General features: G+C 50.8%; 17 protein-coding genes. All 17 read left to right on the forward strand.

Features of this window, described 5'->3' with window-relative positions; genetic code table 11:
- On the forward strand, positions 1–2,049 hold a 2,049-nt coding region (locus ACW6QF_RS11195), incomplete at its 5' end, for an outer membrane beta-barrel family protein (protein WP_456087892.1).
- Between the two features lie 188 nt (positions 2,050–2,237).
- Positions 2,238–3,353 (forward strand): acyltransferase family protein, encoded by a 1,116-nt coding sequence (locus ACW6QF_RS11200; RefSeq protein WP_456087893.1) that lies wholly within the window; start codon positions 2,238–2,240, stop codon positions 3,351–3,353.
- A gap of 15 nt (positions 3,354–3,368) precedes the next feature.
- Positions 3,369–4,499, forward strand: a complete 1,131-nt coding sequence (locus tag ACW6QF_RS11205; RefSeq protein ID WP_456087894.1) for an acyltransferase family protein — start codon at positions 3,369–3,371, stop codon at positions 4,497–4,499.
- 4 nt (positions 4,500–4,503) lie between these two features.
- Positions 4,504–5,709 carry an L-serine ammonia-lyase gene (locus ACW6QF_RS11210; protein ID WP_456087895.1) on the forward strand — a complete coding sequence of 402 codons (1,206 nt, stop codon included), beginning with the start codon at positions 4,504–4,506 and terminating at the stop codon, positions 5,707–5,709.
- Positions 5,710–5,737: 28 nt separating this feature from the next.
- On the forward strand, positions 5,738–6,736 hold the full coding sequence (locus ACW6QF_RS11215) for a glycoside hydrolase family 43 protein (protein WP_298554593.1): 999 nt from the start codon (positions 5,738–5,740) through the stop codon (positions 6,734–6,736).
- Positions 6,737–6,859: 123 nt separating this feature from the next.
- Entirely contained in the window at positions 6,860–7,504 is a 645-nt protein-coding gene (locus tag ACW6QF_RS11220; protein WP_456087896.1) for a TetR/AcrR family transcriptional regulator, read from the forward strand.
- Between the two features lie 13 nt (positions 7,505–7,517).
- Positions 7,518–8,837 carry a TolC family protein gene (locus ACW6QF_RS11225; protein ID WP_456087897.1) on the forward strand — a complete coding sequence of 440 codons (1,320 nt, stop codon included), beginning with the start codon at positions 7,518–7,520 and terminating at the stop codon, positions 8,835–8,837.
- Positions 8,838–8,855: 18 nt separating this feature from the next.
- Positions 8,856–9,746 (forward strand): HlyD family secretion protein, encoded by an 891-nt coding sequence (locus ACW6QF_RS11230; protein WP_456087898.1) that lies wholly within the window; start codon positions 8,856–8,858, stop codon positions 9,744–9,746.
- Positions 9,747–9,760: 14 nt separating this feature from the next.
- Entirely contained in the window at positions 9,761–10,681 is a 921-nt protein-coding gene (locus ACW6QF_RS11235; RefSeq protein ID WP_456087899.1) for an ABC transporter ATP-binding protein, read from the forward strand.
- 54 nt (positions 10,682–10,735) lie between these two features.
- Positions 10,736–11,473 (forward strand): ABC transporter ATP-binding protein, encoded by a 738-nt coding sequence (locus tag ACW6QF_RS11240; RefSeq protein WP_456087900.1) that lies wholly within the window; start codon positions 10,736–10,738, stop codon positions 11,471–11,473.
- Positions 11,474–11,489: 16 nt separating this feature from the next.
- A complete protein-coding gene (locus ACW6QF_RS11245) occupies positions 11,490–12,599 on the forward strand; it encodes an ABC transporter permease (protein WP_456087901.1) in 1,110 nt (369 codons plus the stop codon).
- Positions 12,600–12,604: 5 nt separating this feature from the next.
- Positions 12,605–13,699 (forward strand): ABC transporter permease, encoded by a 1,095-nt coding sequence (locus ACW6QF_RS11250; protein ID WP_456087954.1) that lies wholly within the window; start codon positions 12,605–12,607, stop codon positions 13,697–13,699.
- Between the two features lie 115 nt (positions 13,700–13,814).
- Positions 13,815–14,624: an IclR family transcriptional regulator gene (locus tag ACW6QF_RS11255; protein ID WP_298554574.1), complete on the forward strand. Its 810-nt coding sequence runs from the start codon at positions 13,815–13,817 to the stop codon at positions 14,622–14,624.
- A gap of 6 nt (positions 14,625–14,630) precedes the next feature.
- The gene (locus ACW6QF_RS11260) at positions 14,631–16,406 is read left to right on the forward strand and encodes a YVTN family beta-propeller repeat-containing protein (protein WP_456087902.1); all 1,776 of its coding nucleotides are present in this window, start codon (positions 14,631–14,633) and stop codon (positions 16,404–16,406) included.
- The gene (locus tag ACW6QF_RS11265) at positions 16,403–17,497 is read left to right on the forward strand and encodes a chorismate transformation enzyme, FkbO/Hyg5 family (RefSeq protein WP_456087903.1); all 1,095 of its coding nucleotides are present in this window, start codon (positions 16,403–16,405) and stop codon (positions 17,495–17,497) included. Before ACW6QF_RS11260 ends, ACW6QF_RS11265 begins: the two co-directional genes overlap by 4 nt.
- Before the next feature lie 129 nt (positions 17,498–17,626).
- Entirely contained in the window at positions 17,627–18,388 is a 762-nt protein-coding gene (locus ACW6QF_RS11270; protein ID WP_298554565.1) for a cupin domain-containing protein, read from the forward strand.
- 27 nt (positions 18,389–18,415) lie between these two features.
- Positions 18,416–22,411: an SUMF1/EgtB/PvdO family nonheme iron enzyme gene (locus tag ACW6QF_RS11275; protein WP_456087904.1), complete on the forward strand. Its 3,996-nt coding sequence runs from the start codon at positions 18,416–18,418 to the stop codon at positions 22,409–22,411.
- Positions 22,412–22,465: the final 54 nt, after the last annotated feature.

Raw genomic sequence — 22,465 nt, forward strand, 5'->3', positions numbered from 1 at the left:
AAAAGACGAACTATCGTTACAACTCCTACCGGACTTGTCTACAACATGAACGACAATCCCTTAAAGAATAATGATGCCTTCGAAGCCTTGAAAATGGTCCCGATGCTAACTGTGCAAAATGAGATGATCACGGTTGTGGGGCGTAGTACTCCTGTCGTTTATGTAAATGACAGGAAGCTGAATCTTTCAGGAGAAGCATTAGCTGTCTATTTAAAGGCTTTGCCTGCCGATAATATAGAAACGATAAATGTCATCCGTACTCCTGACGCCAAGTATAAAGGAGCAAATAGCGTTCTGTCTATTAAATTGAAGCAAAGAGAAGATGAAGGTCTGAAAGGATTCCTCAATGGACAAGTATGGAAGACCCATGACTTCAAGGAAACGGGAAGTCTTACATTGGATTATGCGAAAAGCAAATGGAGCAATGTGTTCAGTGTTTCCGCAGGAAATTACAGGAATTACAAAGAAGTGGAAGACGAAACTTACTACTTGAAAGAAGGGTATGCCATCAACCGTGCAGGATTGGAAAAATCGAAAGCGCATACTTATCAGATGAACTTCATGGGAGTTTACCAATTCTCAGAGACAAAGAGTTTAGGTGTCAATATTTTCGGATCACTGAAAGACGATGATGGCGGAATGAACGACTTGACGCACTATCGGCATACAGACCAATTCATTACCACCCTTTCCGATCATATCCGGAAAGGGAAGAATATCACAGCTAACATTAATTACCAATACCGTCCGAAAGATCGGGATAATTATCTGACGGCTGATGTGGATTATTTGTATGACGCGAACAAACAAAACGTGATCAATGAAATGAATCATGTAGACCAACAAAGGAATATCCTCTCGCTCTATTTGAAAGAATGGCAAATCGTACCTCAAAACTCTACTATTTATTCGGCAAGAATTGAATATGGAGGAAAATTCGGGAAAGAATTTGCCTACGATTTCGGAGCAGATGCTTATTATTCGGCCATTCGGACCAGTAATGAGTATTTGGGATGGGATAATGACCGCTTTACGTTAGACCCCGAACAAAGCTGCGATTTTGATGTCGACGAGTTTACTCCGACTCTCTTCTTCGACTTGTCAAAAAACTGGGGCAAACTTTACACCTCTTTTGGTACACGTTTTGAGTACACAAGATACGAGGGGAAAGAACATCGGCAAAACTTCTCTTTCAAAACGAACTTTTTCAGAGTGTTGCCACAGATGAACCTGAACTATCAGATCGCACGAAAACATTCCATCGGATATTCGGCATCCTATTCATTGGATCGCCCTTCTTTCGATCTTCTAAACCCATTCATCGTACGCATCTCTCCGACGGAATATTCCAAAGGAAATCCCTATTTGCAACCGACGAAGTTTTTTTACGAAAACATCAATTATAGTTTCAACAACCGACACTTTTTCAGTCTGCAACACGAATTTACAAACGATATGCAAAATGTGATTCAGCATTCTGTCGATGGAGGAGTTATAGAAAACAAACCTGAAAATGTAGGCAAATTCCATTACATAGGAGCCGGATATAACACCAACCTCAATTACTTAAACGGAAGAGGATCAGCCAATATTTCAGCCAATTATGCTTGGAACTCCATGAAGGGGAAATCGGAGGTGGGGTTATTGAGCTATCACTATCATTCGGCAAACGTAAATCTTTATAACAGCTTTCTGCTATTCCCAAAGCAAAACATCCGTTTTAATTTAATGGGAAGCTATTACTCCAAGCAGCGTACAGCCTATGCAACCTATCCGCACAATTTATCATTCAGAACAGAATTGAGTGTCAATATAAATGATTTTTCTGTTGCGCTTTATTATGGAGGAATGGCTTTTCTGAATGATGGAAAAATTGAAACTTCAAGAAAGATAGTTATCACCAATGACTATTTGTCAACCAGTAAATACACGGGTGGAGAAGCCTTTCAAGTCGGCCTGCGCTGTTCCTATAACTTCGGCAATAGCAAGGTGAAACACTTGCAGGAAAGGAGTACTTCCAATTCTGAGGTGAAGAGAAGGGTAAAGTGAAATTTGCCTATCTTGCACGTCCTGTTCGGACATTTTTTGAGTTAAGTCATTGTAACCATTGTTCCGGAAAAAATAGAACAGCCAGACTCTTTTATTCCCGAATATTTGTTTTCGGTTAATTCTGTATGTACTTTTGTGGAAGTGTAATAAAAACAATACCATGTTGAACAATTGAAAGCATTAGTCTGATGGAAAAACAAAAACAGTCCCGGCGGCTGCTATCGCTGGATGCCCTGAGGGGTTTTGATATGTTCTTTATTATGGGAGGAGCTTCTCTTTTCGTTGCGTTGGCGACGTTGTTCCCGAATCCTTTTTTTCAGGCGATAGGCGACCAGATGCACCATGTGAAGTGGGACGGGCTGACGCATCACGACACGATCTTCCCGTTGTTTCTGTTTATTGCCGGTATCTCGTTTCCGTTCTCATTGGAGAAGCAGCGGGAGCAGGGAAAGACGGATGCCGATATCTATAAGAAGATTATCCGCCGCGGGCTGACGTTGGTGGTTCTGGGCTTTGTCTACAACGGACTGCTGAATTTCGATTTTGAACATCAGCGCTACGCCAGCGTGTTGGGGCGCATCGGTCTGGCATGGATGTTCGGGGCGTTGATCTTTGTCAATACGCGGACGGTTACGCGCGTCTGGATTACGGCGGCTATCCTGGTCGGATACTGGCTGTTGTTGGCTTTTGTCCCGGCGCCGGACGGCAACGGGATGGGGGTGTTTACGATGGAAGGCTCGCTGGTCGGCTATGTGGACCGTTTGCTGTTGCCCGGACGCCTGCACTTGACGGTACATGATCCCGAAGGGATTCTGTCGACTGTGCCTGCGATTGCGACCGCACTGTTAGGTATGTTTACGGGTGAGTTCATCAAGATGAGGCGGGAAGGGCTGACGGATAAGAAGAAAGTGGGCGGACTGGTTGTTGCCGGGGCTGTCCTGTTGGTTGTCGGTTTGCTTTGGAGCCTTTTCTTTCCGATCAATAAGAACCTGTGGACGAGTTCGTTTGTCTGTGTTGTCGGGGCTTACTCCGTGTGGATGTTTGCTCTGTTCTTTTATGTTGTCGACGTGTTGGAGTTTCGTAAATGGACGCTGTTCTTTAAGGTGATCGGCGTGAACTCTATCACGATCTATCTGGCCCAGGAGTTCGTCAATTTCTCTTTCACTTCCGACGCTTTGTTCGGTGGGCTTGCCGGGCTGATGCCGGAGACCGTTCAACCGTTGGTCGTATCGATCGGTTACATTGCCGTTTGTTGGGGATTCCTGTACTTCCTGTATCGTCAACGGATTTTCTTAAAAGTTTAACAAATCATACATTTCATGAACTCAGCTTATAAACGCCTGGAGTCGCTCGACGTGTTGCGTGGCTTCGATTTGTTTTGCCTGGTGGCGCTGGAAGGGATTCTGCATCCTCTCGGACGTGCGATAGACGCGTCGTGGTATAATGACTTTCTGTGGGGCTTCTCGCATGTGCAGTGGGAAGGTTTCTCTTCGTGGGACCTGGTGATGCCGCTTTTCATGTTCATGGCGGGCGTGTCGATGCCGTTCGCCCTTTCCCGCTATAAGGCGATGCCGGATAAATGGGCGGTGTACCGCCGTATCATCAAACGCGTCATATTGCTCTGGATTTTCGGGATGATGTGCCAGGGAAATCTGTTAGGATTGGATCCGGACCGGATTTATCTTTATTCGAACACGTTGCAGGCGATTGCGGTGGGCTACCTGATCGCGGCCCTGCTGTTCCTGCATGTGCGGCTCTCCGTACAGATCGGGACGGCAGTCGCTCTCTTGCTGGCCTATTGGGGCGCGATGCAGTTCATTACGGTCGACGGTTATGGAGGTGGCAACTACACGCCCGACGGAAACCTGGCCGAATGGGTGGACCGTACCGTGTTGGGACGGTTCCGGGATGCTGCCGTGGTCGAGAACGGGCAGGTCGTGTTTGCCAAATCATACCGTTATACCTGGATATTAAGTAGCCTGAACTTCGGGGTGACGGTGCTGACCGGACTTTTTGCCGGACAGATCCTGAAAAGTGCGATGGACCGGAAGCGCAAATGGCAATGGCTGCTGGGGATCGGCGTGGCAATGGTTGCCCTGGGCTGGCTGTGGGGATTGCAGCTTCCGGTGATCAAGAAGATATGGACGAGTTCGATGGTGCTGGTCAGCAGCGGTTACTGTTTTCTGCTGATGGGCGTGTTCTATTATTGGATCGATTATAAGGGACATCGGAAGAACCTGACTTGGCTGAAAGTCTACGGCATGAATTCGATAGTGGCTTACATGTTGGCTAACGTGATTAGTTTCAGATGTATAGGGATATCTCTTTTTCATGGTCTCGAACAATATACGGGAAATTATTATCCGGTCTTGATTGCAGCGTCGAATGCATTGATAATTTATGTAATTTTGTGGCTGCTTTATAAGCGGAATATATTTTTAAAAGTATAAGTAAATGGAATCAATCAAGCAAATATACCGGATCGGTCACGGGCCGTCCAGTAGCCACACGATGGGGCCGATGCGTGCCGCCCGGATGTTTCTGGAACGCAATCAGGGGGCTGTGCGGTTTAATGTAACCCTCTATGGTAGCCTGGCGGCTACAGGCAAAGGCCACATGACGGATGCGGCAATTCTCGAAGTGTTGACCCCGGTGGCCAAGACCAACATCATCTGGGAACCGAAAGTGTTCCTGCCTTTCCACCCGAACGGCATCCTGTTCCAGTCGTTTGACGAAAGCGGAGAGGAGCTGGATAACTGGACGATTTACAGTATCGGGGGCGGAACGCTGGCAAACGAATCTTACAACGAGCTGACGCAGGGCCAGGTCTACGAAATGAATACCATCAAGGGCATACAGGCCTGGTGCGAAAAGACCGGCCATTCCTATTGGGAATATGTCGAACAGTGTGAAGGCCCGCAGATATGGGACTATCTGGCCGAAGTATGGGAAGTGATGCAACAGGCGGTCCGCAACGGGCTCGAAGCCGAAGGCATTCTGCCCGGAGGCCTGGGGATCCGGCGTAAGGCATCCGACTATATGATCCGTGCCAAAGGCTACGGCAGCAGCATCAAAAGCCGCGGGATGGTCTATGCGTATGCTTTGGCCGTTTCCGAGGAGAACGCCTGCGGAGGCAAGATCGTGACGGCCCCGACCTGCGGTTCGTGCGGTGTCATGCCGGCTGTGCTCTATCACCTGAAAGAATCCCGCGATTTCCGTGACTCCCGCATTTTGCGTGCGTTGGCGACTGCCGGGTTGTTCGGCAATGTGGTGCGTACGAATGCTTCCGTTTCCGGAGCCGAGGTAGGATGTCAGGGAGAGGTCGGCGTGGCTTGTGCGATGGCGGCAGCGGCGGCCAGCCAGTTGTTCGGGGGGACGCCCGCCCAGATCGAGTATGCGGCCGAGATGGGGCTGGAGCATCACCTGGGACTGACTTGCGACCCGGTTTGCGGTCTGGTCCAGATTCCCTGTATCGAACGTAATGCCTTTGCGGCAGCCCGTGCGCTGGATGCGAACACCTTCTCTAATTTCTCCGATGGCAAGCACCGGGTAAGTTTCGACCAGGTAGTCGAAGTGATGCGCCAGACCGGAAACGACCTGCCGAGCCTCTATAAGGAAACATCCGAAGGAGGGTTGGCTAAGAATATGGAACAGAAGTAAAAAGATCATAAAGGTAAAAAATCGTACAATGAAAAAATGTTTATACATGCTGTTATGTGCCGCTGCTTTAGCGGCTTGCGGACAGCCGAAGCAACAAAAGGCGGCTACTGATGAAGTAGCGGCCGGCGGCAACCCCGTGCTCGAAGGATGGTACGCCGATCCGGAAGGGATCATTTACGGCGATACTTATTGGATATTCCCGACTTGGAGCGACGCGTATGAGAGGCAGACCTATTTCGATTGTTTTTCGTCCAAGGATCTGGTGAACTGGACGAAGCATTCGTCCGTCCTCGATACCTCCGCCGTGAAATGGGCGAAGAAAGCCATGTGGGCGCCGTCTATCATCCATAAGGACGGCAAATATTATTTCTTCTTCGGAGCCAACGATGTGCATGAAGGTGAAGTAGGAGGCATCGGGGTTGCCGTCAGCGACCGTCCGCAAGGTCCTTACAAGGATCTGTTAGGCAAACCGCTTATCAACGAGATCGTGAACGGGGCGCAGCCGATCGACCAGTTCGTATTCCGTGACGACGACGGCCGCTACTATATGTATTACGGAGGATGGGGACATTGCAATGTCGTTCGCCTGAACGACGACTTTACCGGGTTGGTCCCCTTTGAAGACGGGACGGTTTACAAGGAGGTGACACCGGATAAATATGTGGAAGGCCCGTTCATGTTCAAGAAGAACGGAAAGTACTATTTCATGTGGAGCGAAGGAGGTTGGACCGGTCCCGATTATTGCGTTGCCTACGCGATTGCCGATTCGCCTTTCGGACCGTTTGACCGTGTCGCCACCATTCTCCAGCAGGATTCGACGATAGCGCGGGGGGCCGGACATCATTCCGTATTGCACGTGCCGAACTCGGAAGACTACTACATCGTCTACCATCGCCGTCCGCTGAACGACAATACCCGCGACCACCGGGTGACTTGTATCGACCGGATGACTTTCGATGAGAACGGATTCATAAATCCTGTTAAAATGACTTTCGAGGGGGTTCCGGCCCGTACAATAGATAAGTAAGAAGCGATTAATCGCTAAAAGATATTAAAAACAGGAGCGTAGCTATTGCGCTCCTGTTTTTTTATACTACTTTTGACACATGTGTCAGACATATAAGATGAAATATTTAATAACATTACAACGATGAATACAGAAGAACTTCAAGACATGGAAAGCCGGATTATCGAAGCGGCTAAACGGGTGTTTGTCAGGAAAGGGTATGAGGCGACCAAGATGGGCGATATCGCTACCGAGGTCGGGATCAGCCGTACGGCCATGCACTATTATTTCCGTACGAAGGAGATGCTTTTCGATGCTATCTTCGGACAGCTGATAGGGGCATTGCTGCCCAATATCGAAATGATCGTGAATGAGCCGGCTGCTTGTTTGGATAAGATTCCGAGGATTGTGGACCAGTATATGGCCATGATCCGGGCGAATCCTTTGTTCCCGATATTTGTGGTGAATGAATTCAATCGGGACCCGGAGCATCTCTATCGCGCGATTCTGCGTGATCCCATACGCCTCGAACCGCTTTTGCGTTTGCAGAAACAGATGCAGGAAGAAATGGACAAAGGGTTGCTAAAGAAACTCCCCTTTGTCTATGTGGCTTCCACGTTGTTGAGCTTGGTCGTTTTCCCGGTATTGGTGAGGAATCCGCTCACGAGTGTCTTCTTCGAAGGCGATCCCCGAAAGTTCGAGGACTTCCTACAGGAGCGAAAGGCCTTTATCACGGATGTCATGCTCCGGTTACTGACGCCGGACGAGCTGCAAACTGTAAAAGAATGAAAGGAGGGTCTATATGAAACAGACATTTCCGTATAGCTGGAAACAGATCGCCCTGTTGCTCGTCTTTCCCCTTATGGCGGAAGGAACGGGAGCGCAGGAGCGTGTTACGCTGGACGAGTGCTACGAATGGGCGCATGCCAACTATCCGCAGATACGCCAGTACGGGCTGATCGGACAGACCGAACAGTACAACCTCTCCAATGCCGCCAAAGGCTGGATGCCGCAGCTCTCGGTCAACGCAAAGGCAACGTACCAGAGCGATGTGACGAAGTTGCCGTTCGACGCCGACAAGCTGTCGGCAACCATTCCCGGAATCGAGATCCCGACACTCAGCAAGGATCAGTACCAGGTGGTGGCTGAAGTGAACCAGACGATCTGGGACGGTGGTGCGATCCGTTCCACCCGCCGGTTGACGAAGGCGCAGGCGACGGCCGACCGGGAACAGCTGAACAGTGACCTTTATACCTTGAACGACCGGGTGAACCAGCTTTATTTCGGTTGTCTCCTGCAGGAGGAGCTGATCCGCCAGAATGGTTTGCTCCAGAAAGAGTTGCAACTCAATATCGACCGTATCTCGGCCATGATGGAGAATGGCGTTGCCAACCAGTCCGACCGCGAAAGCATGGAAGTCGAATTGTTGAACGCCCGCCAGAAGGAGATCGAGTTGAAGGCCGCCCGTTCGGCTTACGGCAAGATGCTGGCAGCCTTCATCGGCCGTCCGGATGCCGGGACGTTCGTGCTGGAAGTTCCTTCGTTGCCGGGGACACCTTCGTTGTCGCCTGTGATCGACCGGCCGGAGCTTCGTGCGTTGGATGCCAAAAGCGAGTTGCTCGAACTGCAGAACAGGCAGTTGACTGCCGGCCTGATGCCGCATGTCGGTGCTTTCTTCCAGGGCGGTTACGGCCGGCCGGGGTTGAATATGTTGGAAGACAGTTTCAATCCGTTCTATGTCGCCGGTGTCCGCCTGAGCTGGAACATGGGTAAACTATATACCTTGAAGAACGATCGCCGGAAGATTGCCACGAACCGCCAGGCAGTAGAGGTGCAGCGGGAGACATTCCTCTTCAACACGCGTCTCCAACTGACACAGCAGAACACGGAGATCCGAAAGATGACCGACCTGATGAAAGCCGATGACGAGATCATCCGCCTCCGCACCAGCATCAAGAAGGCAGCCGAAATCAAGCTGGCGAACGGCGTGATCTCCGTCACCGACCTTATCCGCGAAATCAACTCCGAAGACCAGGCCCGCCAAGCGGCAGCCGCACACCGGATACAACAGTTGCAATCGATCTATAATTATATGTACACGACAAACGATGTAAACAAATGAAGATTAAACACGATCAATATGAAACAGATTCTTTTATTCAGTTTTGTTCTGGCTTTGTCTGCTTGCAGCAGCAATAACAATGACTTCGATGCCACCGGAGCATTCGAATCCACCGAAATAATCGTCTCTTCGGAGGCGAACGGGAAGATTATGGAATTGAACCTGCAGGAAGGTGACCGCCTCGAAGCCGGATCCGTGTTGGGCTATGTGGACAGTACGCAGCTTTATTTCCGGAAAAAGCAGCTCGAAGCGGGCCTCCGTAGCGTGGACATCCGCAAACCGGATATCCGTAAACAGATCGCTTCTCTCGAACAGCAGATTGCCGTCGCCCGGAGCGAACAGCAGCGTATGGAGAACCTGGTGAAGGCAAAAGCCGGCAACCAGAAACAGGTCGATGATATCGTCAATAACATCAAGGTGTTGCAAAAACAACTGGATGCCCAATATTCGACCTTGCATAAAACGACAGGAGGGGCGGATGCCGAAGCGGAAAGTATCGTCTACCAGATCATGCAGCTGGACGACCAGTTGCAGAAGAGCCGCATCGTCAACCCGCAGTCCGGCACTGTCCTCGTGAAATATGCCGAACCGGGTGAAGTCACGACTGCCGGCAAGCCGCTTTACAAGATAGCCGACACCGATCTGTTGTATCTCCGCGCTTATCCTACCGCTGAACAACTGACGCAGTTGAAACTCGGACAGCAGGTTCGTGTCTTTGCAGATTTCGGAGAAAAGGAACAAAGGGAATATCCCGGTACGGTCACCTGGATTTCCGAAAAGTCGGAGTTTACCCCGAAAGGAATCCAGACCAAAGACGAACGCGCCAACTTGGTCTATGCCGTCAAGATCGCCGTCAAGAACGACGGTTACTTGAAGATCGGACAATATGGGGAAGTGATATTTAATTGACAATTGACAATTATATGAGAGAGATAGATATTCGACACATAAATAAGGCATACGGGGAGGTTCAGGCTTTGCAGGATATCTCGTTGCATATCGGCGAAGGGGAACTTTTCGGGCTGATCGGGCCGGACGGGGCGGGTAAGACGTCGCTGTTCAGGATACTGACTACCTTGCTGTTGGCGGATAGCGGTACGGCATCGGTTTGCGGGCTGGATGTCGTGCGCGATTATAAGGAAATCCGGTGGCGTGTCGGGTATATGCCGGGACGCTTTTCCCTTTATCAGGACCTGACGGTGGAAGAGAACCTGAATTTCTTTGCTACCGTGTTCAATACGACTGTCCGTGAAAACTACGACCTGATCCGGGATATATATGTCCAGATAGAGCCTTTCAAGACACGTAAAGCCGGGAAGCTCTCCGGTGGAATGAAGCAGAAGTTAGCGTTGAGCTGTGCGCTGATCCATCGGCCCGATGTCCTTTTCCTGGACGAGCCGACGACAGGGGTCGATCCGGTTTCGCGTGTGGAGTTTTGGGATATGCTGGACCGGCTGAAGAGGCAAGGGATTACGATCCTGGTTTCGACGCCTTATATGGACGAGGCTTCCCGTTGCGACCGTGTCGCGCTGATGCGTGGCGGGCGTTGCCTGTCGGTCGATACGCCGGAAGGCATCCGCCTTACGTTCGATAAGCATTTGTATGCCATCCGGTCGGCTTCGATGTATAAGCTGTTGCTCGATCTCAGGACATATCCGGATGCGGACTCCTGCTTCTCTTTCGGGGACGCGCATCATTTCTCCATTCGGAAGGATGTGGTGGAGAAAGAGGGGGAAGCTGCCTTTCGCAGGGATTTGCAGGCTTTCCTGACGGCAAAAGGACATGCGGATATCGGAATCGAACCGATAAAACCCGGTATCGAGGACTGTTTTATGGCTTTGTAGGTATGAAAAGGACCGTCCCGAGTTGGGACGGCTATTTTTTAAACAGAAAGAATTATGAACGTAATAGAAACAGATAAACTGACGAAACGCTTCGGAACCTTTACCGCCGTCGACCATATCAGCTTCACGGTAGGCGAGGGGGAGATTTTCGGCTTCCTGGGAGCGAACGGGGCAGGCAAGACGACGGCCATGCGCATGTTGTGCGGCCTTTCGTCGCCGACTTCCGGGACGGGAATGGTCGCCGGTTTCGAGATCTATAAGGAAACGGAACGGATCAAACGGCATATCGGTTACATGAGCCAGAAGTTCTCCCTCTACGGCGACCTGAAGGTCTGGGAGAATATCCGGTTGTACGGCGGCATCTACGGCCTTTCCGAAAAGCAGCTGAAAGCGAAGACGGACGAGTTGCTCCGGGTGCTTGACCTGGAGAACGAACGGAACACCTTGGTTGACGCCTTGCCGTTGGGCTGGAAGCAAAAGTTGGCCTTCTCCGTCGCCATTATCCACGAGCCCCGGATTGTTTTCCTGGACGAACCGACCGGAGGGGTCGATCCCGTCACCCGCCGCCAGTTCTGGGAACTGATCTACCAGGCTGCCGAACGGGGCATTACGGTCTTTGTCACCACCCACTATATGGACGAGGCGGAGTATTGCAACCGTGTCTCCATCATGGTAGATGGAAAGATCGAAGCCCTCGACAGCCCTTCCGCCCTCAAATCGTCTTTCGGGGCCGGTAATATGAACGAAGTCTTCCATGCGTTGGCACGGAGAGCGAAGAGAATTGAGAATTGAAAATTAAGAAATAAGCATGAAAAGTTCTTTTACTGCTTTTGTTAAGAAAGAATTTATCCACATCTTCCGCGATAAGCGGACGATGATGATCCTGCTCTTGATGCCTGTGATCCTGATCATCCTCTTCGGTTATGCGATCACGACGGAGATCAAACGTGCGCCTGTCGCGATCCTGGACCAGAGCCGGGACGAGGTGACGCAGAAGATGATTTCGCACTTTGCCGCCAGCGAGTATTTCAGCATCTACAAAATGATCGATAGCGAAGAAGAAGGCCGGTCCCTTTTCCGCCAGGGGAAAGTCCGGATGGTGATCGTCATCCCTGCCGGAATAGCCGTTGAAAGTGGAAAGATGAAAGGTGAAAGTGGCATTCAGCTATTGGTTGACGCTACCGATCCGAACGAAGCCACCCAGCTATCCGCGTATGCCACGCAGATAATAGTGGAAAGTGAAAATAGCAACGCGAAGCCGCTTTCAACCGGCAACTCGATTACGCCGGTAATCAAGTTGCTCTACAATCCTCAAATGAAGGGCGCCTATAACTTCGTGCCCGGTGTCATGGGGCTGATCCTGATTCTCATCTGCGCCATGATGACCTCCGTCGGGATCGTGAAGGAGAAAGAGATCGGGACGATGGAAGTGCTTCTCGTCTCTCCGATGAAACCGGTCTATATCATTCTGGCAAAAGCGACTCCCTATCTGTTGCTGAGCCTGGTGAATATAGCCACTATCCTGGCTTTGTCGTACTTCCTGCTGGATGTGCCGATCAATGGCAGCCTGTCGCTGTTAGTGGGCGTTTCCGTCCTCTACGCATTGGTGGCGTTGTGCCTGGGATTGCTGATCTCGACGATCGCCGACACCCAGCAGGCCGCCATGCTGATCAGCGCCGTTGTCCTGATGCTGCCTGTCATGTTGCTTAGCGGGATGGTGTTCCCGATCGAGAATATGCCGGAGATCCTGCAAGTCATTTCCAATATCGTGCCGGCCAAATGGTATATCATCGCCGTGAAAGATATCATGATAAAAGGCTTGGGCTTCGGTTCCGTCCTGCAGGAAATAGGCGTGTTGACATTGATGGCAGTCGTGCTGGTAGGGTTAAGTGTGAAACGTTTTAAAATACGATTATGATGAGGATGCTGAAATATTTATTGGAGAAGGAGTTCAAACAGATCAGGCGGGACCGGTTCCTGCCCCGTATCATCTTCCTGTTGCCGGTCATACAACTGGTGGTCCTCCCTTTTGCCGCCAATTTCGAGATGCGGAATATCAACCTGAGTATCGTGGATAACGACCATTCTGTCCTTTCCCGCCAATTGACAGACAAGGTCCTTTCCTCCGGCTATTTCCGTCTGGCGGATGTTTCGCCCCGCTACGACGAGGCTTTGGTTTCCATCGAAAGCAATGCCGCCGATATCATCCTCGAGATCCCGTCCCGTTTCGAAGAACGGCTGGGACGGGAGGGAACGGCCGAGCTCCTGATCGCCGCCGATGCCGTGAACGGGACGAAGGGAGGAATCGGCAGCTCATACCTCGCGTCCATCATCCGGGATTTCAATCAGGAGGAGAATGTCCTCTCGTCCGTATCGGCCGCAGGGGGCGGAATCCGTGCCACGAACCTGTTCAATCCGCATCTGAATTATAAGAACTATATGGTTCCCGGCATCATGGCTTTCCTGCTGACGCTCATCGGCGGTTTCCTATCCGCCCTGAACATCGTGAGCGAAAAGGAGAAAGGGACGATCGAACAGATCAACGTGACGCCTGTCCCGAAAGCCCTGTTTCTGCTCTCCAAGCTGATACCGTTCTGGATTATCGGTCTTTTCCTGCTCACGATAGGCGCCTGTATCGCCTGGTTGGTCTACGGGCTGCTGCCGGTAGGCAATATGGGGATCATCTATCTGTTTGCGGCAGTCTACCTGATGGCGTTTACCGGCTTCGGCCTGGCGATCTCGTCCGTCTCGTCCACCCAGCAGCAGGCGATGTTCACGGCTTTCTTTTTTATGATTATTTTTGTCCTCCTGAGCGGTATGTTCACACCGATCAGCAGTATGCCGGTCTGGGCGCAGGAACTGACGCGTTTCAACCCGCTCCGCTATTTGGTCGAAGTGATGCGGATGGTTTATTTGAAAGGCAGTACTTTGGTTGACCTCACCGGGCACTTCATGGCGGTTTGTCTGTTCGCCGTGTTCTTTAACCTATTGGCCGTAATCAGCTACAGGAAAAATTGACGATTGTCTATTGTTTTGTGTTATACGACATACTTAACTAATTTTTACAAACATCCTGCTTGCATTTCTGCGCTCTCCTTTATATTTGATTCAAATCTGAAACAATATTTCAAATATGGAAAGCGTTATTTCAAATATGGAAAAAGCAGAAGAGAACTACAAGGTGCCGAATCTCGAAAAAGGGATCGCTGTACTTGAGTACTTGTCGCTTCACACCCAGGGTGAGACGCTTCAGGATATCAAGTCAACCCTTGATATTTCGCAGACCACGGCCTACCGTATTTTAAATACGTTGGTCCGTCTGGATTATTTGATCTATAATGAAGATACAAAGCGGTACAAGTTATCCCGTAAATTGCTAACTTTGGGATTCAGATCACTGAACGAACACAATTTGCTGGAAACGGTTTTGCCTCGTTTGCGTGATTTGCGCGATCAGGTGAAAGAGACGGCATGCTTCGGCGTGCTGGGGGACCGGAAAGGAATCTTTATCGAGCAGGCACAGGGGCATCATACGTTCCGTTTTATCCTCTCGCCGGGGAAACCTTTCGATTTGCATTGCTCGGCTCCGGGAAAGGCGATCATGGCTTATCTGCCGAATACGGTCCGGGACCGGTATTTGTCTTATATGGAATTTACACGCTACAACGCCCGGACTATTACCACGCGTGACGCTTATCTGGAGGAACTTGAGAAGGTCCGGAAATTGGGCTATGCCATGGATAACGAGGAAGAGTTGAACGGTGTGATTTGCATCGGGGCGCCTATCTTTAATTATACGGGTTATCCTTGCGGGGCAATCTGGATCTCAGGCCCGAAGGATCGGCTGTCGAAAGAGGTCGTACGGGTTTCGGCTGACTGTATAAGGAAAGTGGCCCAGGCGATTTCGCTTGAGTTGGGATATAGTAAAGCAAAAAAAATATAATATACCATGAACACACGAAAATACATGTTTAAAAACTCACTAGTGGCTTGTTTTGCCTGCTGTTGCATCTCCTTTGCTTCAGCAGGCAACCCACCGTTCTTCCCGACAGATGTCGTGACGAATGCCAAAGGTGAGTTGTTGATGACGGATAAAGGGGTAAAGCGGGTGGATGTTTTTTCGCCTGATGGCAAGACATTGCTGCGCTCTTTCCCGATGGACGAAGCGCCGACGGGTATTCTCGTAGAGGGCGACAAGGCGTATGTGACGACATTCGGAACGACAGGCCATTTACAGATCCTGTCGCTCGAATCGGGCAGAGTGGAGGCTTCCATTCCGACCGGTTTGGGAGCATGCCATCCGATGTTCGGTCCGGACAAGAAGCATATATATGTATGTAACCAGTTCCAGACCACGATCTCCGAAATCGATCCGGCGGCCCGTAAGGTGATGCGTACGGTGAAAGTATTGCGCGAACCGAAGTCCGCCGTGTTCAGCAAGGACGGCAAATATATGTTCGTCACGAACTTCCTCCCTTCACAGCGGGCTGATCTCGATTACGTGGCCGCCTGTGTCTCCGTCATCGAAATGGATGGCTTTACGAAGGTGAAGGACATCCAACTGGCGAACGGAAGCAACGCCCTCCGGGGAATCTGTATCACTCCCGACGGCAAGTATATATATGTATCGCACAACTTAGGGCGTTTCACCGTTCCGACTTCCCAATTGCAGCAGGGATGGATGAACACGAGTGCTTTCAGCGTGATCGATGTCGACAAGCAGGAGTTCTTAGGAGCCATTGTCGTGGACGAGCCCGAGCGGGGTGCGGCCGGTATCTGGAGCATTGCCTGCAACGACGAGTCTGTCTTCATCTCCCATTCGGGAACGCACGAGGTCAGCGTGATCGACCATAAGGCGATGTTGGAGAAATTCCTGAACTATCCCAATAAGGAGGTGCTGGACTACGATCTGACTTTCTTGTACGGCCTTCGCGAACGTATCCCGCTGGAGGGGAACGGTCCTCGCAATATGATCCTGAACGGCGACAAGCTGATTATCCCGACTTACTTTGCCGATGTCTTGAACATAATGGATATCAATACGAACGAAGTCACGGCGGTCGAGCTGAATCCCGGACGCGAGGAAACGGCTGAAAACAAGGGCGAACGCTACTTTAACGATGCTTCGCACTGCTTCCAGAACTGGCAGAGTTGTAACGGTTGCCATCCGGGAGACGGTCGTACGGACGGCATGAACTGGGATTTGATGAACGACGGCGTCGGCAACTCCAAGAACTGCAAGAGCATGCTCTTTAGCCATGTGACTCCTCCCAACATGATTTCCGGTATCCGTGAACATGCGGAACGGGCTGTGCGGGCCGGCTTTAACTTCATCCAGTTTTATGATGTTTCCGAAGAAGACGCCGTGTGTGTGGATGCCTACATGAAATCGCTTCGTCCCGTGCCCAGCCCTTATCTGGTGAACGGCGAGCTGTCCGATTTGGCCAAGGAAGGGCAGAAGGTGTTCGAAAAGCTGAAGTGCGGCGAATGCCATAGCGGTGTCTACTATACGGATATGAAATACCACCGTATCGGTGAAGATATAGAGTTCGAAAAAGGTTGGGATACTCCGACTTTGCGTGAGGTGTGGCGTACGGCTCCTTATTTGTTCGACGGGCGTGCCGCTACCATGAAAGAGGTGTTCAGTGTCCATAAGCACGGCATCGAGAAAAAGGTCTCAGAGAAAGATATCGAAGCATTAACCGAATATGTGAACTCTTTATGAATTATTGCGATAAAATACATTACAATATCTATATGACCGGGCTGGCTGCCTTTGGCGAGATGGTAGACGCCCTGCTGGCACAGTTGCCCCAGGACGAACAGATTCTCCGCCTGGCATTCTTCGGTATGCCGAACGACAACGGGCAATACGTCTCCCGCCGCATCATGTTGCGCGAGAAGATCCGTAAGTTCTACGGCAATCATGAGCCGGTACTGAGCTACGTTTCCCAGCCTCCTCTGAATGCAGGGTTGATCCTGGAGGTCCATAGCTACAAAGCGGATGAAGGCGATCATGTCACCTTCCGCCATTACGCAGGTTTCCCGTATGTCGTACTGGAAAATGCCGACGGCCGTTTCCTCTTTGCCGGAGGTTTCCACGGAGATGTGATCAACTTCGGTATCCAGCAACAGTCCGCCGAAGTATTCCACATGATGGGAGAGGTGATGCGCCGCGAAGGGTTCCCCGTAAACAGCATCATCCGCCAGTGGAACTACATCGAGCAGATCACCCGCTTCGACGGGCCGGACCAACATTACCAGATGTTCAACAACGCCCGTGCCGATTTCTACGGAAAGACGGACTGGAACAATGGCTATCCGGCTGCTACCGGTATCGGGGCCAACTTGGGAGGTATACTGGTCGACTTGGATGCGGCCGTATTTGCCCGTCCCGAGTGCTACGCCACCCCGATTGACAATAAGTTGCAGATTGCCGCCCATGCTTATTCGGACCAGGTCCTCGAAGCTGCCCAGCAGAAGAAAGCGACACCTAAGTTCGAACGGGCCAAGAGCATGACTTTCGATGACCGGCGGATCGTTTACATTTCCGGTACGGCTGCTATCCGCGGGGAAGAAAGCCTGGTAGGAGTCGGTCTCGGACGCCAGCTCCATATCACGATGGAAAATATCGATCAACTGATCGGTAAGGCGAAACTGAAAATGCTGCGTGTCTACCTGAAAGAGAAATCCTTCTATGAAGAGGCTTGCCGGCTGTTGGAAGGATATAACTTGAATATTCCCATATCTTATATGTGGGCGGACGTTTGCCGGGATGAGTTATTGATCGAAATAGAAGGGATTGCCATCGAATAAACGTTTCATGGGCATGAAACAATCGTTTCTTCGTATGGAAACAGAAGTTTCTCCCTATGGAAACGCAAGTTTCTTCGGCAGGGAATAGATAAGGAACAACTATTACTAACTAAATAAACAAGAGAAAAAATGAAAAAGAATCTTATGAAATCGGCCGCTATGGGAGCTCTTCTGCTTTCTATGGCAGCATGTACCGGCAAAACATCTACTGGCGAAGCAACCTGTTGCGCAGCGGCAGGCGAAGGACAATGCACCGAACAGTGCGGAAGCGACTGCAAGAATGAATGTAACAACAATGCTAACTGTAAAAATAATAAAGAAATGAAGTATTCAAAGAAGTACACAAATGCCGACTTCTACAAAGACGGCAAGTTCCAACAGGATGTTGCTATGGAAGCAATGAAAGACATGTTCGCTTTCTACGGTGTTCCTTTCACCGAACTGATGGCTAAGGACATGTGGGTGACTGATTTCGGTCTGGGCGATTTTGAAAACGTAGGTATGGGCGGTATTTTCTGGATCAACGATCCTGAATACGGCTACTTCGCTCACGCGATCTACCTGCTTCCGGGACAGATGATCCCCGAACACGCACATGTAAAGACCAAATTCCCGGCCAAACATGAGTCTTGGATGGTTGAAAAGGGATGGGTTTACAACTTCTCTGAAGTAGGTGACGAAACTCCGAATGCTCCTGCTATTCCTGCTACTCACGGTGCGATCAAGAGCAAAAACTTCGTCGTACAGAATGTAGGTGACGTTCTTCGCCTGAAAAAACTGGAAACATTCCACTTTATGATGGCTGGTCCTGAAGGCGCTATTGTTGATGAATGGGCATGCTACCACGATAATGACGGCTTGCGCTTCACCAACACGAAAGCTGCGTTATAATAAGTATAATACCTTATAATTTATTACATGAACAAATACTATTTATTAGTATCACTCCTTCTGTCTTCTTCTGTCATGGTGTCTGCCGGGCCCAAGCAGAAGAAGGTGGAAACGTGGATTGATGCTTCTGTTAAGGCAAAGACGGAGGTGCTGGCGAAGCTGAAGAAAGCCGGGATGCCGATCACCTCGACTTGGATGAAGCATAAAGCGAAGGCGGAATCATTTGTCGTTGACTTGAAAGGCGTGGATAAGCTGGTTCTGATCACTTCCGGTGGTACGGACGGTACGGACTATGACCAGGCTGTTTGGGCGAACGCCCGCTTGATCAAAGCGGATGGTACGGCCGTATGGTTGGACGAAGTCCCCTATGAATATGGCGTGGCCGGTTGGGCAAAACCCAAGATGAACACGAATGCATACGACCATGAGATCGTGATCAACGGAAAGGAATATAAGCACGGCGTGTTCTGCCATGCGAACGGAACGCTTGTCTATCCGATCGACAACAAATATGTCCGTTTTGAAGCAGAGGTCGGAATCGACGACTCGTCGAGCGGGGGTAGTGTTTACTTCGAGGCGGTGAATGTCTTGCCGAGCAAGATTGCGGAAGAACTGAATGCCGGATTCCCGAACGAGATCGGCCTGATGGATCCTGTCTTAGGCGGTTTTGACACTTGGTTGGTCACACCGGACGCTTCAGTGGAAAAACAGGCGTTGGATAAGGCGATCGCTTCTTTGAAAGACGGTTCTTATTATTCCAAGCTGGCAGGAGAGATTGCCGGTGAAAAGAATTTCGAAATACAGGTGCGTAAGTATCTTGAGCTGATCAAGGAAATCCAAGATCTGGCTTCTCTTCAGAGGGAACTGGACTGGCTGAATGTCGAGGCTGTCAAACTCGCTTTTGCCGATATGAAGAAGCAGAAGGGGTATGATGCCGCCAAATACGAACCGATGCTGAACGAACTGATCCGTTTGGAAAAGAAAGGTTTCAACGGTATCTATTCCAAGGACGCACAGGCGATGGCAGATGCTAAAAAGGCATTGGAATACAAACGTGCCATCTTGCTGGCAAACCCGTTGCTGGATGCCGACAAGATCGTGGCGGCTCGTTTCAAGGTCGGTTCGGATGCCCACTTCATCATGTCTCCTTCCTTGGGTACGCAGGCCAATAACTGGAGTAACCAGGAGTCTGCCGGCCGTTCCGGTTTCGATGCCGAGATCGTCGAACTCTCCAACCTGCGTGGCGATGTGCAGATGCGCCGGGTCTACAAACCGGCAAACGGTTCTTCCATCGCCGACCTGAAGCTGCACTGGAACGGGGACCGCGTGATGTTCACACAGACACAGGACGACAAGCGTTGGAACATCTATGAAGTGAACTTGGATGGAACAGGTTTCAAGCCGCTTGTGGAAAACGACGAGCCGGATCTGGAGTTCTACGATGGTACTTACCTGCCCGACGGACGCGTGATCGCTATCTCCAACATCGGCTATCAGGGAGTTCCTTGTGTGAACGGTAGCGATGCGGTAGGTAACATGGTGCTGTACAATCCGAAAGACAAGAGCATGCGCCGCCTGACATTCGACCAGGATGCCAACTGGAACCCGGTCATCATGAATAACGGTCGCGTGATGTACACCCGTTGGGAATACACCGACCTGACCCACTACTATTCCCGTATCGTGATGCACATGAACCCGGACGGAACGGAAAACAAAGCCCTCTACGGTAGCGGCGCGATGTTCCCGAACAGTACGTTCGACGTGCAGCCGTTGCCCGGCCACGGTTCGGCGTTCGTCGGTATCATCTCCGGTCACCACGGTGTGGCGCGTTCCGGCCGTATGATTATCTTCGACCCGACCAAGGGGCGTAAGAGCACAGCCGGTATGGTACAGGAAATCCCTCACCGCAACCGTCCGGTCAAGGAAGAAATCAAAGACCAGCTGGTAAACGGCGTTTGGCCGCAGTTCATCAAACCGACTCCGCTGAACGACAAATACTTCCTGGTGGCAGCCAAGTTGGACCCGCAAGCTTTGTGGGGACTTTATCTGGTGGATGTTTACGACAACGTGACTTGCCTGATGCAGGCAGAGGGTGAAGGTTATATCAGCCCGATCCTGGTGCGCAAGACGAAGACGCCTCCGTCCATTCCCGACCGTGTGAAACTGAATGAAAAGGAAGCGACCTTCTTTATCCAGGACATCTACGAAGGAGAGGGTCTGAGGGGGATTCCTCGCGGTACGGTCAAGTCTCTGCGCCTGCATGCTTACGAATATGCGTATGTAAAGACTCGTTCCGATCATAACTGGCACGGAATCCAGTCCGGTTGGGATATTAAACGTATGTTGGGTACGGTTCCGGTCGAAGAAGACGGTTCCGTGATCTTCAAGGCGCCTGCCAATACGCCGATCTCTATCCAGCCGTTGGATAAGGATGGTGTCGCCATCCAGTGGATGCGAAGCTGGGTGACCGGTCAGCCGGGCGAAGTGGTTTCTTGTATCGGTTGCCACGAAGACCAGAACCAGATTGCGATTCCGAAACGTGTGATCGCTTCGCAGAAAGCTCCGTCAGTCTTGACTTTGCCGGAAGGCGGCACGCGTTCTTTCACGTTCGACCTGGAAGTGCAGCCGATCCTGGATCGCGCATGTATCGCCTGTCATAACGGTGAAGGAAAGGCTTTCGATTTGCGTGGCGGAACGAAAGACAACTTGGGCTACGGCACGTCCTATCTGAACCTGCATCCGTATGTGCATCGTCAGGGCGGCGAAGGCGATATGGTCGTTTTGCAACCGTATGAATATCATCCTAACACGAGTGAATTGGTTCGCTTGCTGAAGAAAGGTCATCACAACGTGAAACTGACCGATAAGGAATGGAAGACGCTTTACAATTGGATCGACTATAACGCTCCCGACAAAGGGTATTTCAATGCGAACGTATTGACTGAACTTCCTTATAAAGGATTCGACCAGATCAAGCGTCGTAAGGAATTGACCGATAAATATGCAAACGGAGCCGGTGTCGACTGGAAGAAGGAGATCGCCGACTATGCCGACTACCTGAAGAAGCAAGGCCCGATCACCCCGGTAATGCCTGAAAAGGCGGCTGCCGTGAAAGAAAAGAACGTGAAGGTGAAAGGTTGGCCGTTCGGTTCCGACCGGATCAAGGAAATGCTGGCCAAGGAGAAGGAAACCCGTAAGGTGGTCGAGATCGCTCCGGGCGTGAAAGTCAACTTCGTCCGTATTCCGGCCGGTGAATTCGTGATGGGTAGCTACCGTGGCGAACCGGATGCTTATCCTACTGCCAAGGTGAAGATCGACAAAGCCTTCTGGATGGCCGAGTTGGAAACGACGAACGAACAGTTCAACGTTGTCTTCCCGGATCATGACAGCCGTTTCGTCGACCAGCAGTGGAAAGACCACGTGAACCAGGGGTATCCGGCCAATAAACCGGAACAGCCTGTCATCCGTGTCAGCTACAACGATGCGATGGAATTCTGCCGGAAAATAAGTGAAAAGACCGGTCTCAAGATCACGCTTCCGACCGAAGCTCAGTGGGAATGGGCTTGCCGTGCCGGTAGCGACCAGGATTTCTGGTATGGCGACATGCACACGGACTTCGGCAAGAAGGACAACCTGGCAGACAAGACTACCTTGCTGCTTGCCGTTTACGGTGTCGACCCGCAGCCGATGGCGAAGACCAACCCGTGGTACAAATACTATACTTTCCTTCCGAAAGAAGAGAGCGTGGACGACGGTAACCTGGTTCAGGTCGGCGGCAAGGCATACGAAGCCAATCCGTTCGGTCTGTACAGCATGCACGGAAACGTAGCCGAATGGACCCGTTCCGACTATGTATCGTACCCGTATAATGAAAAGACGAAAGAGACATCCGAATACAAGGTGGCCCGCGGCGGTTCTTATATCGACCGTCCGAAGTATGCGGCTTCCCATACGCGTAAGGCTTACTATCCGTACCAGCGTGTGTTCAATGTCGGCTTCCGTATGATCATTGAAGATTGATAAGCAAATAGATTATATCTATGAACCTATAGAGAGCACGGATGTGGCAGATTG

Source organism: Parabacteroides sp. (genome assembly GCF_977054455.1).

Excerpts from the sequence above, each read along its gene's own strand:
- ACW6QF_RS11200 (WP_456087893.1), top strand. The coding sequence starts at position 2,238 with ATGGAAAAACAAAAACAGTCCCGGCGGCTGCTATCGCTGGATGCCCTG.
- ACW6QF_RS11205 (WP_456087894.1), top strand. The coding sequence starts at position 3,369 with ATGAACTCAGCTTATAAACGCCTGGAGTCGCTCGACGTGTTGCGTGGC.
- ACW6QF_RS11210 (WP_456087895.1), top strand. The coding sequence starts at position 4,504 with ATGGAATCAATCAAGCAAATATACCGGATCGGTCACGGGCCGTCCAGT.
- ACW6QF_RS11215 (WP_298554593.1), top strand. The coding sequence starts at position 5,738 with ATGAAAAAATGTTTATACATGCTGTTATGTGCCGCTGCTTTAGCGGCT.
- ACW6QF_RS11220 (WP_456087896.1), top strand. The coding sequence starts at position 6,860 with ATGAATACAGAAGAACTTCAAGACATGGAAAGCCGGATTATCGAAGCG.
- ACW6QF_RS11225 (WP_456087897.1), top strand. The coding sequence starts at position 7,518 with ATGAAACAGACATTTCCGTATAGCTGGAAACAGATCGCCCTGTTGCTC.
- ACW6QF_RS11230 (WP_456087898.1), top strand. The coding sequence starts at position 8,856 with ATGAAACAGATTCTTTTATTCAGTTTTGTTCTGGCTTTGTCTGCTTGC.
- ACW6QF_RS11235 (WP_456087899.1), top strand. The coding sequence starts at position 9,761 with ATGAGAGAGATAGATATTCGACACATAAATAAGGCATACGGGGAGGTT.
- ACW6QF_RS11240 (WP_456087900.1), top strand. The coding sequence starts at position 10,736 with ATGAACGTAATAGAAACAGATAAACTGACGAAACGCTTCGGAACCTTT.
- ACW6QF_RS11245 (WP_456087901.1), top strand. The coding sequence starts at position 11,490 with ATGAAAAGTTCTTTTACTGCTTTTGTTAAGAAAGAATTTATCCACATC.
- ACW6QF_RS11250 (WP_456087954.1), top strand. The coding sequence starts at position 12,605 with ATGCTGAAATATTTATTGGAGAAGGAGTTCAAACAGATCAGGCGGGAC.
- ACW6QF_RS11255 (WP_298554574.1), top strand. The coding sequence starts at position 13,815 with ATGGAAAGCGTTATTTCAAATATGGAAAAAGCAGAAGAGAACTACAAG.
- ACW6QF_RS11260 (WP_456087902.1), top strand. The coding sequence starts at position 14,631 with ATGAACACACGAAAATACATGTTTAAAAACTCACTAGTGGCTTGTTTT.
- ACW6QF_RS11265 (WP_456087903.1), top strand. The coding sequence starts at position 16,403 with ATGAATTATTGCGATAAAATACATTACAATATCTATATGACCGGGCTG.
- ACW6QF_RS11270 (WP_298554565.1), top strand. The coding sequence starts at position 17,627 with ATGAAAAAGAATCTTATGAAATCGGCCGCTATGGGAGCTCTTCTGCTT.
- ACW6QF_RS11275 (WP_456087904.1), top strand. The coding sequence starts at position 18,416 with ATGAACAAATACTATTTATTAGTATCACTCCTTCTGTCTTCTTCTGTC.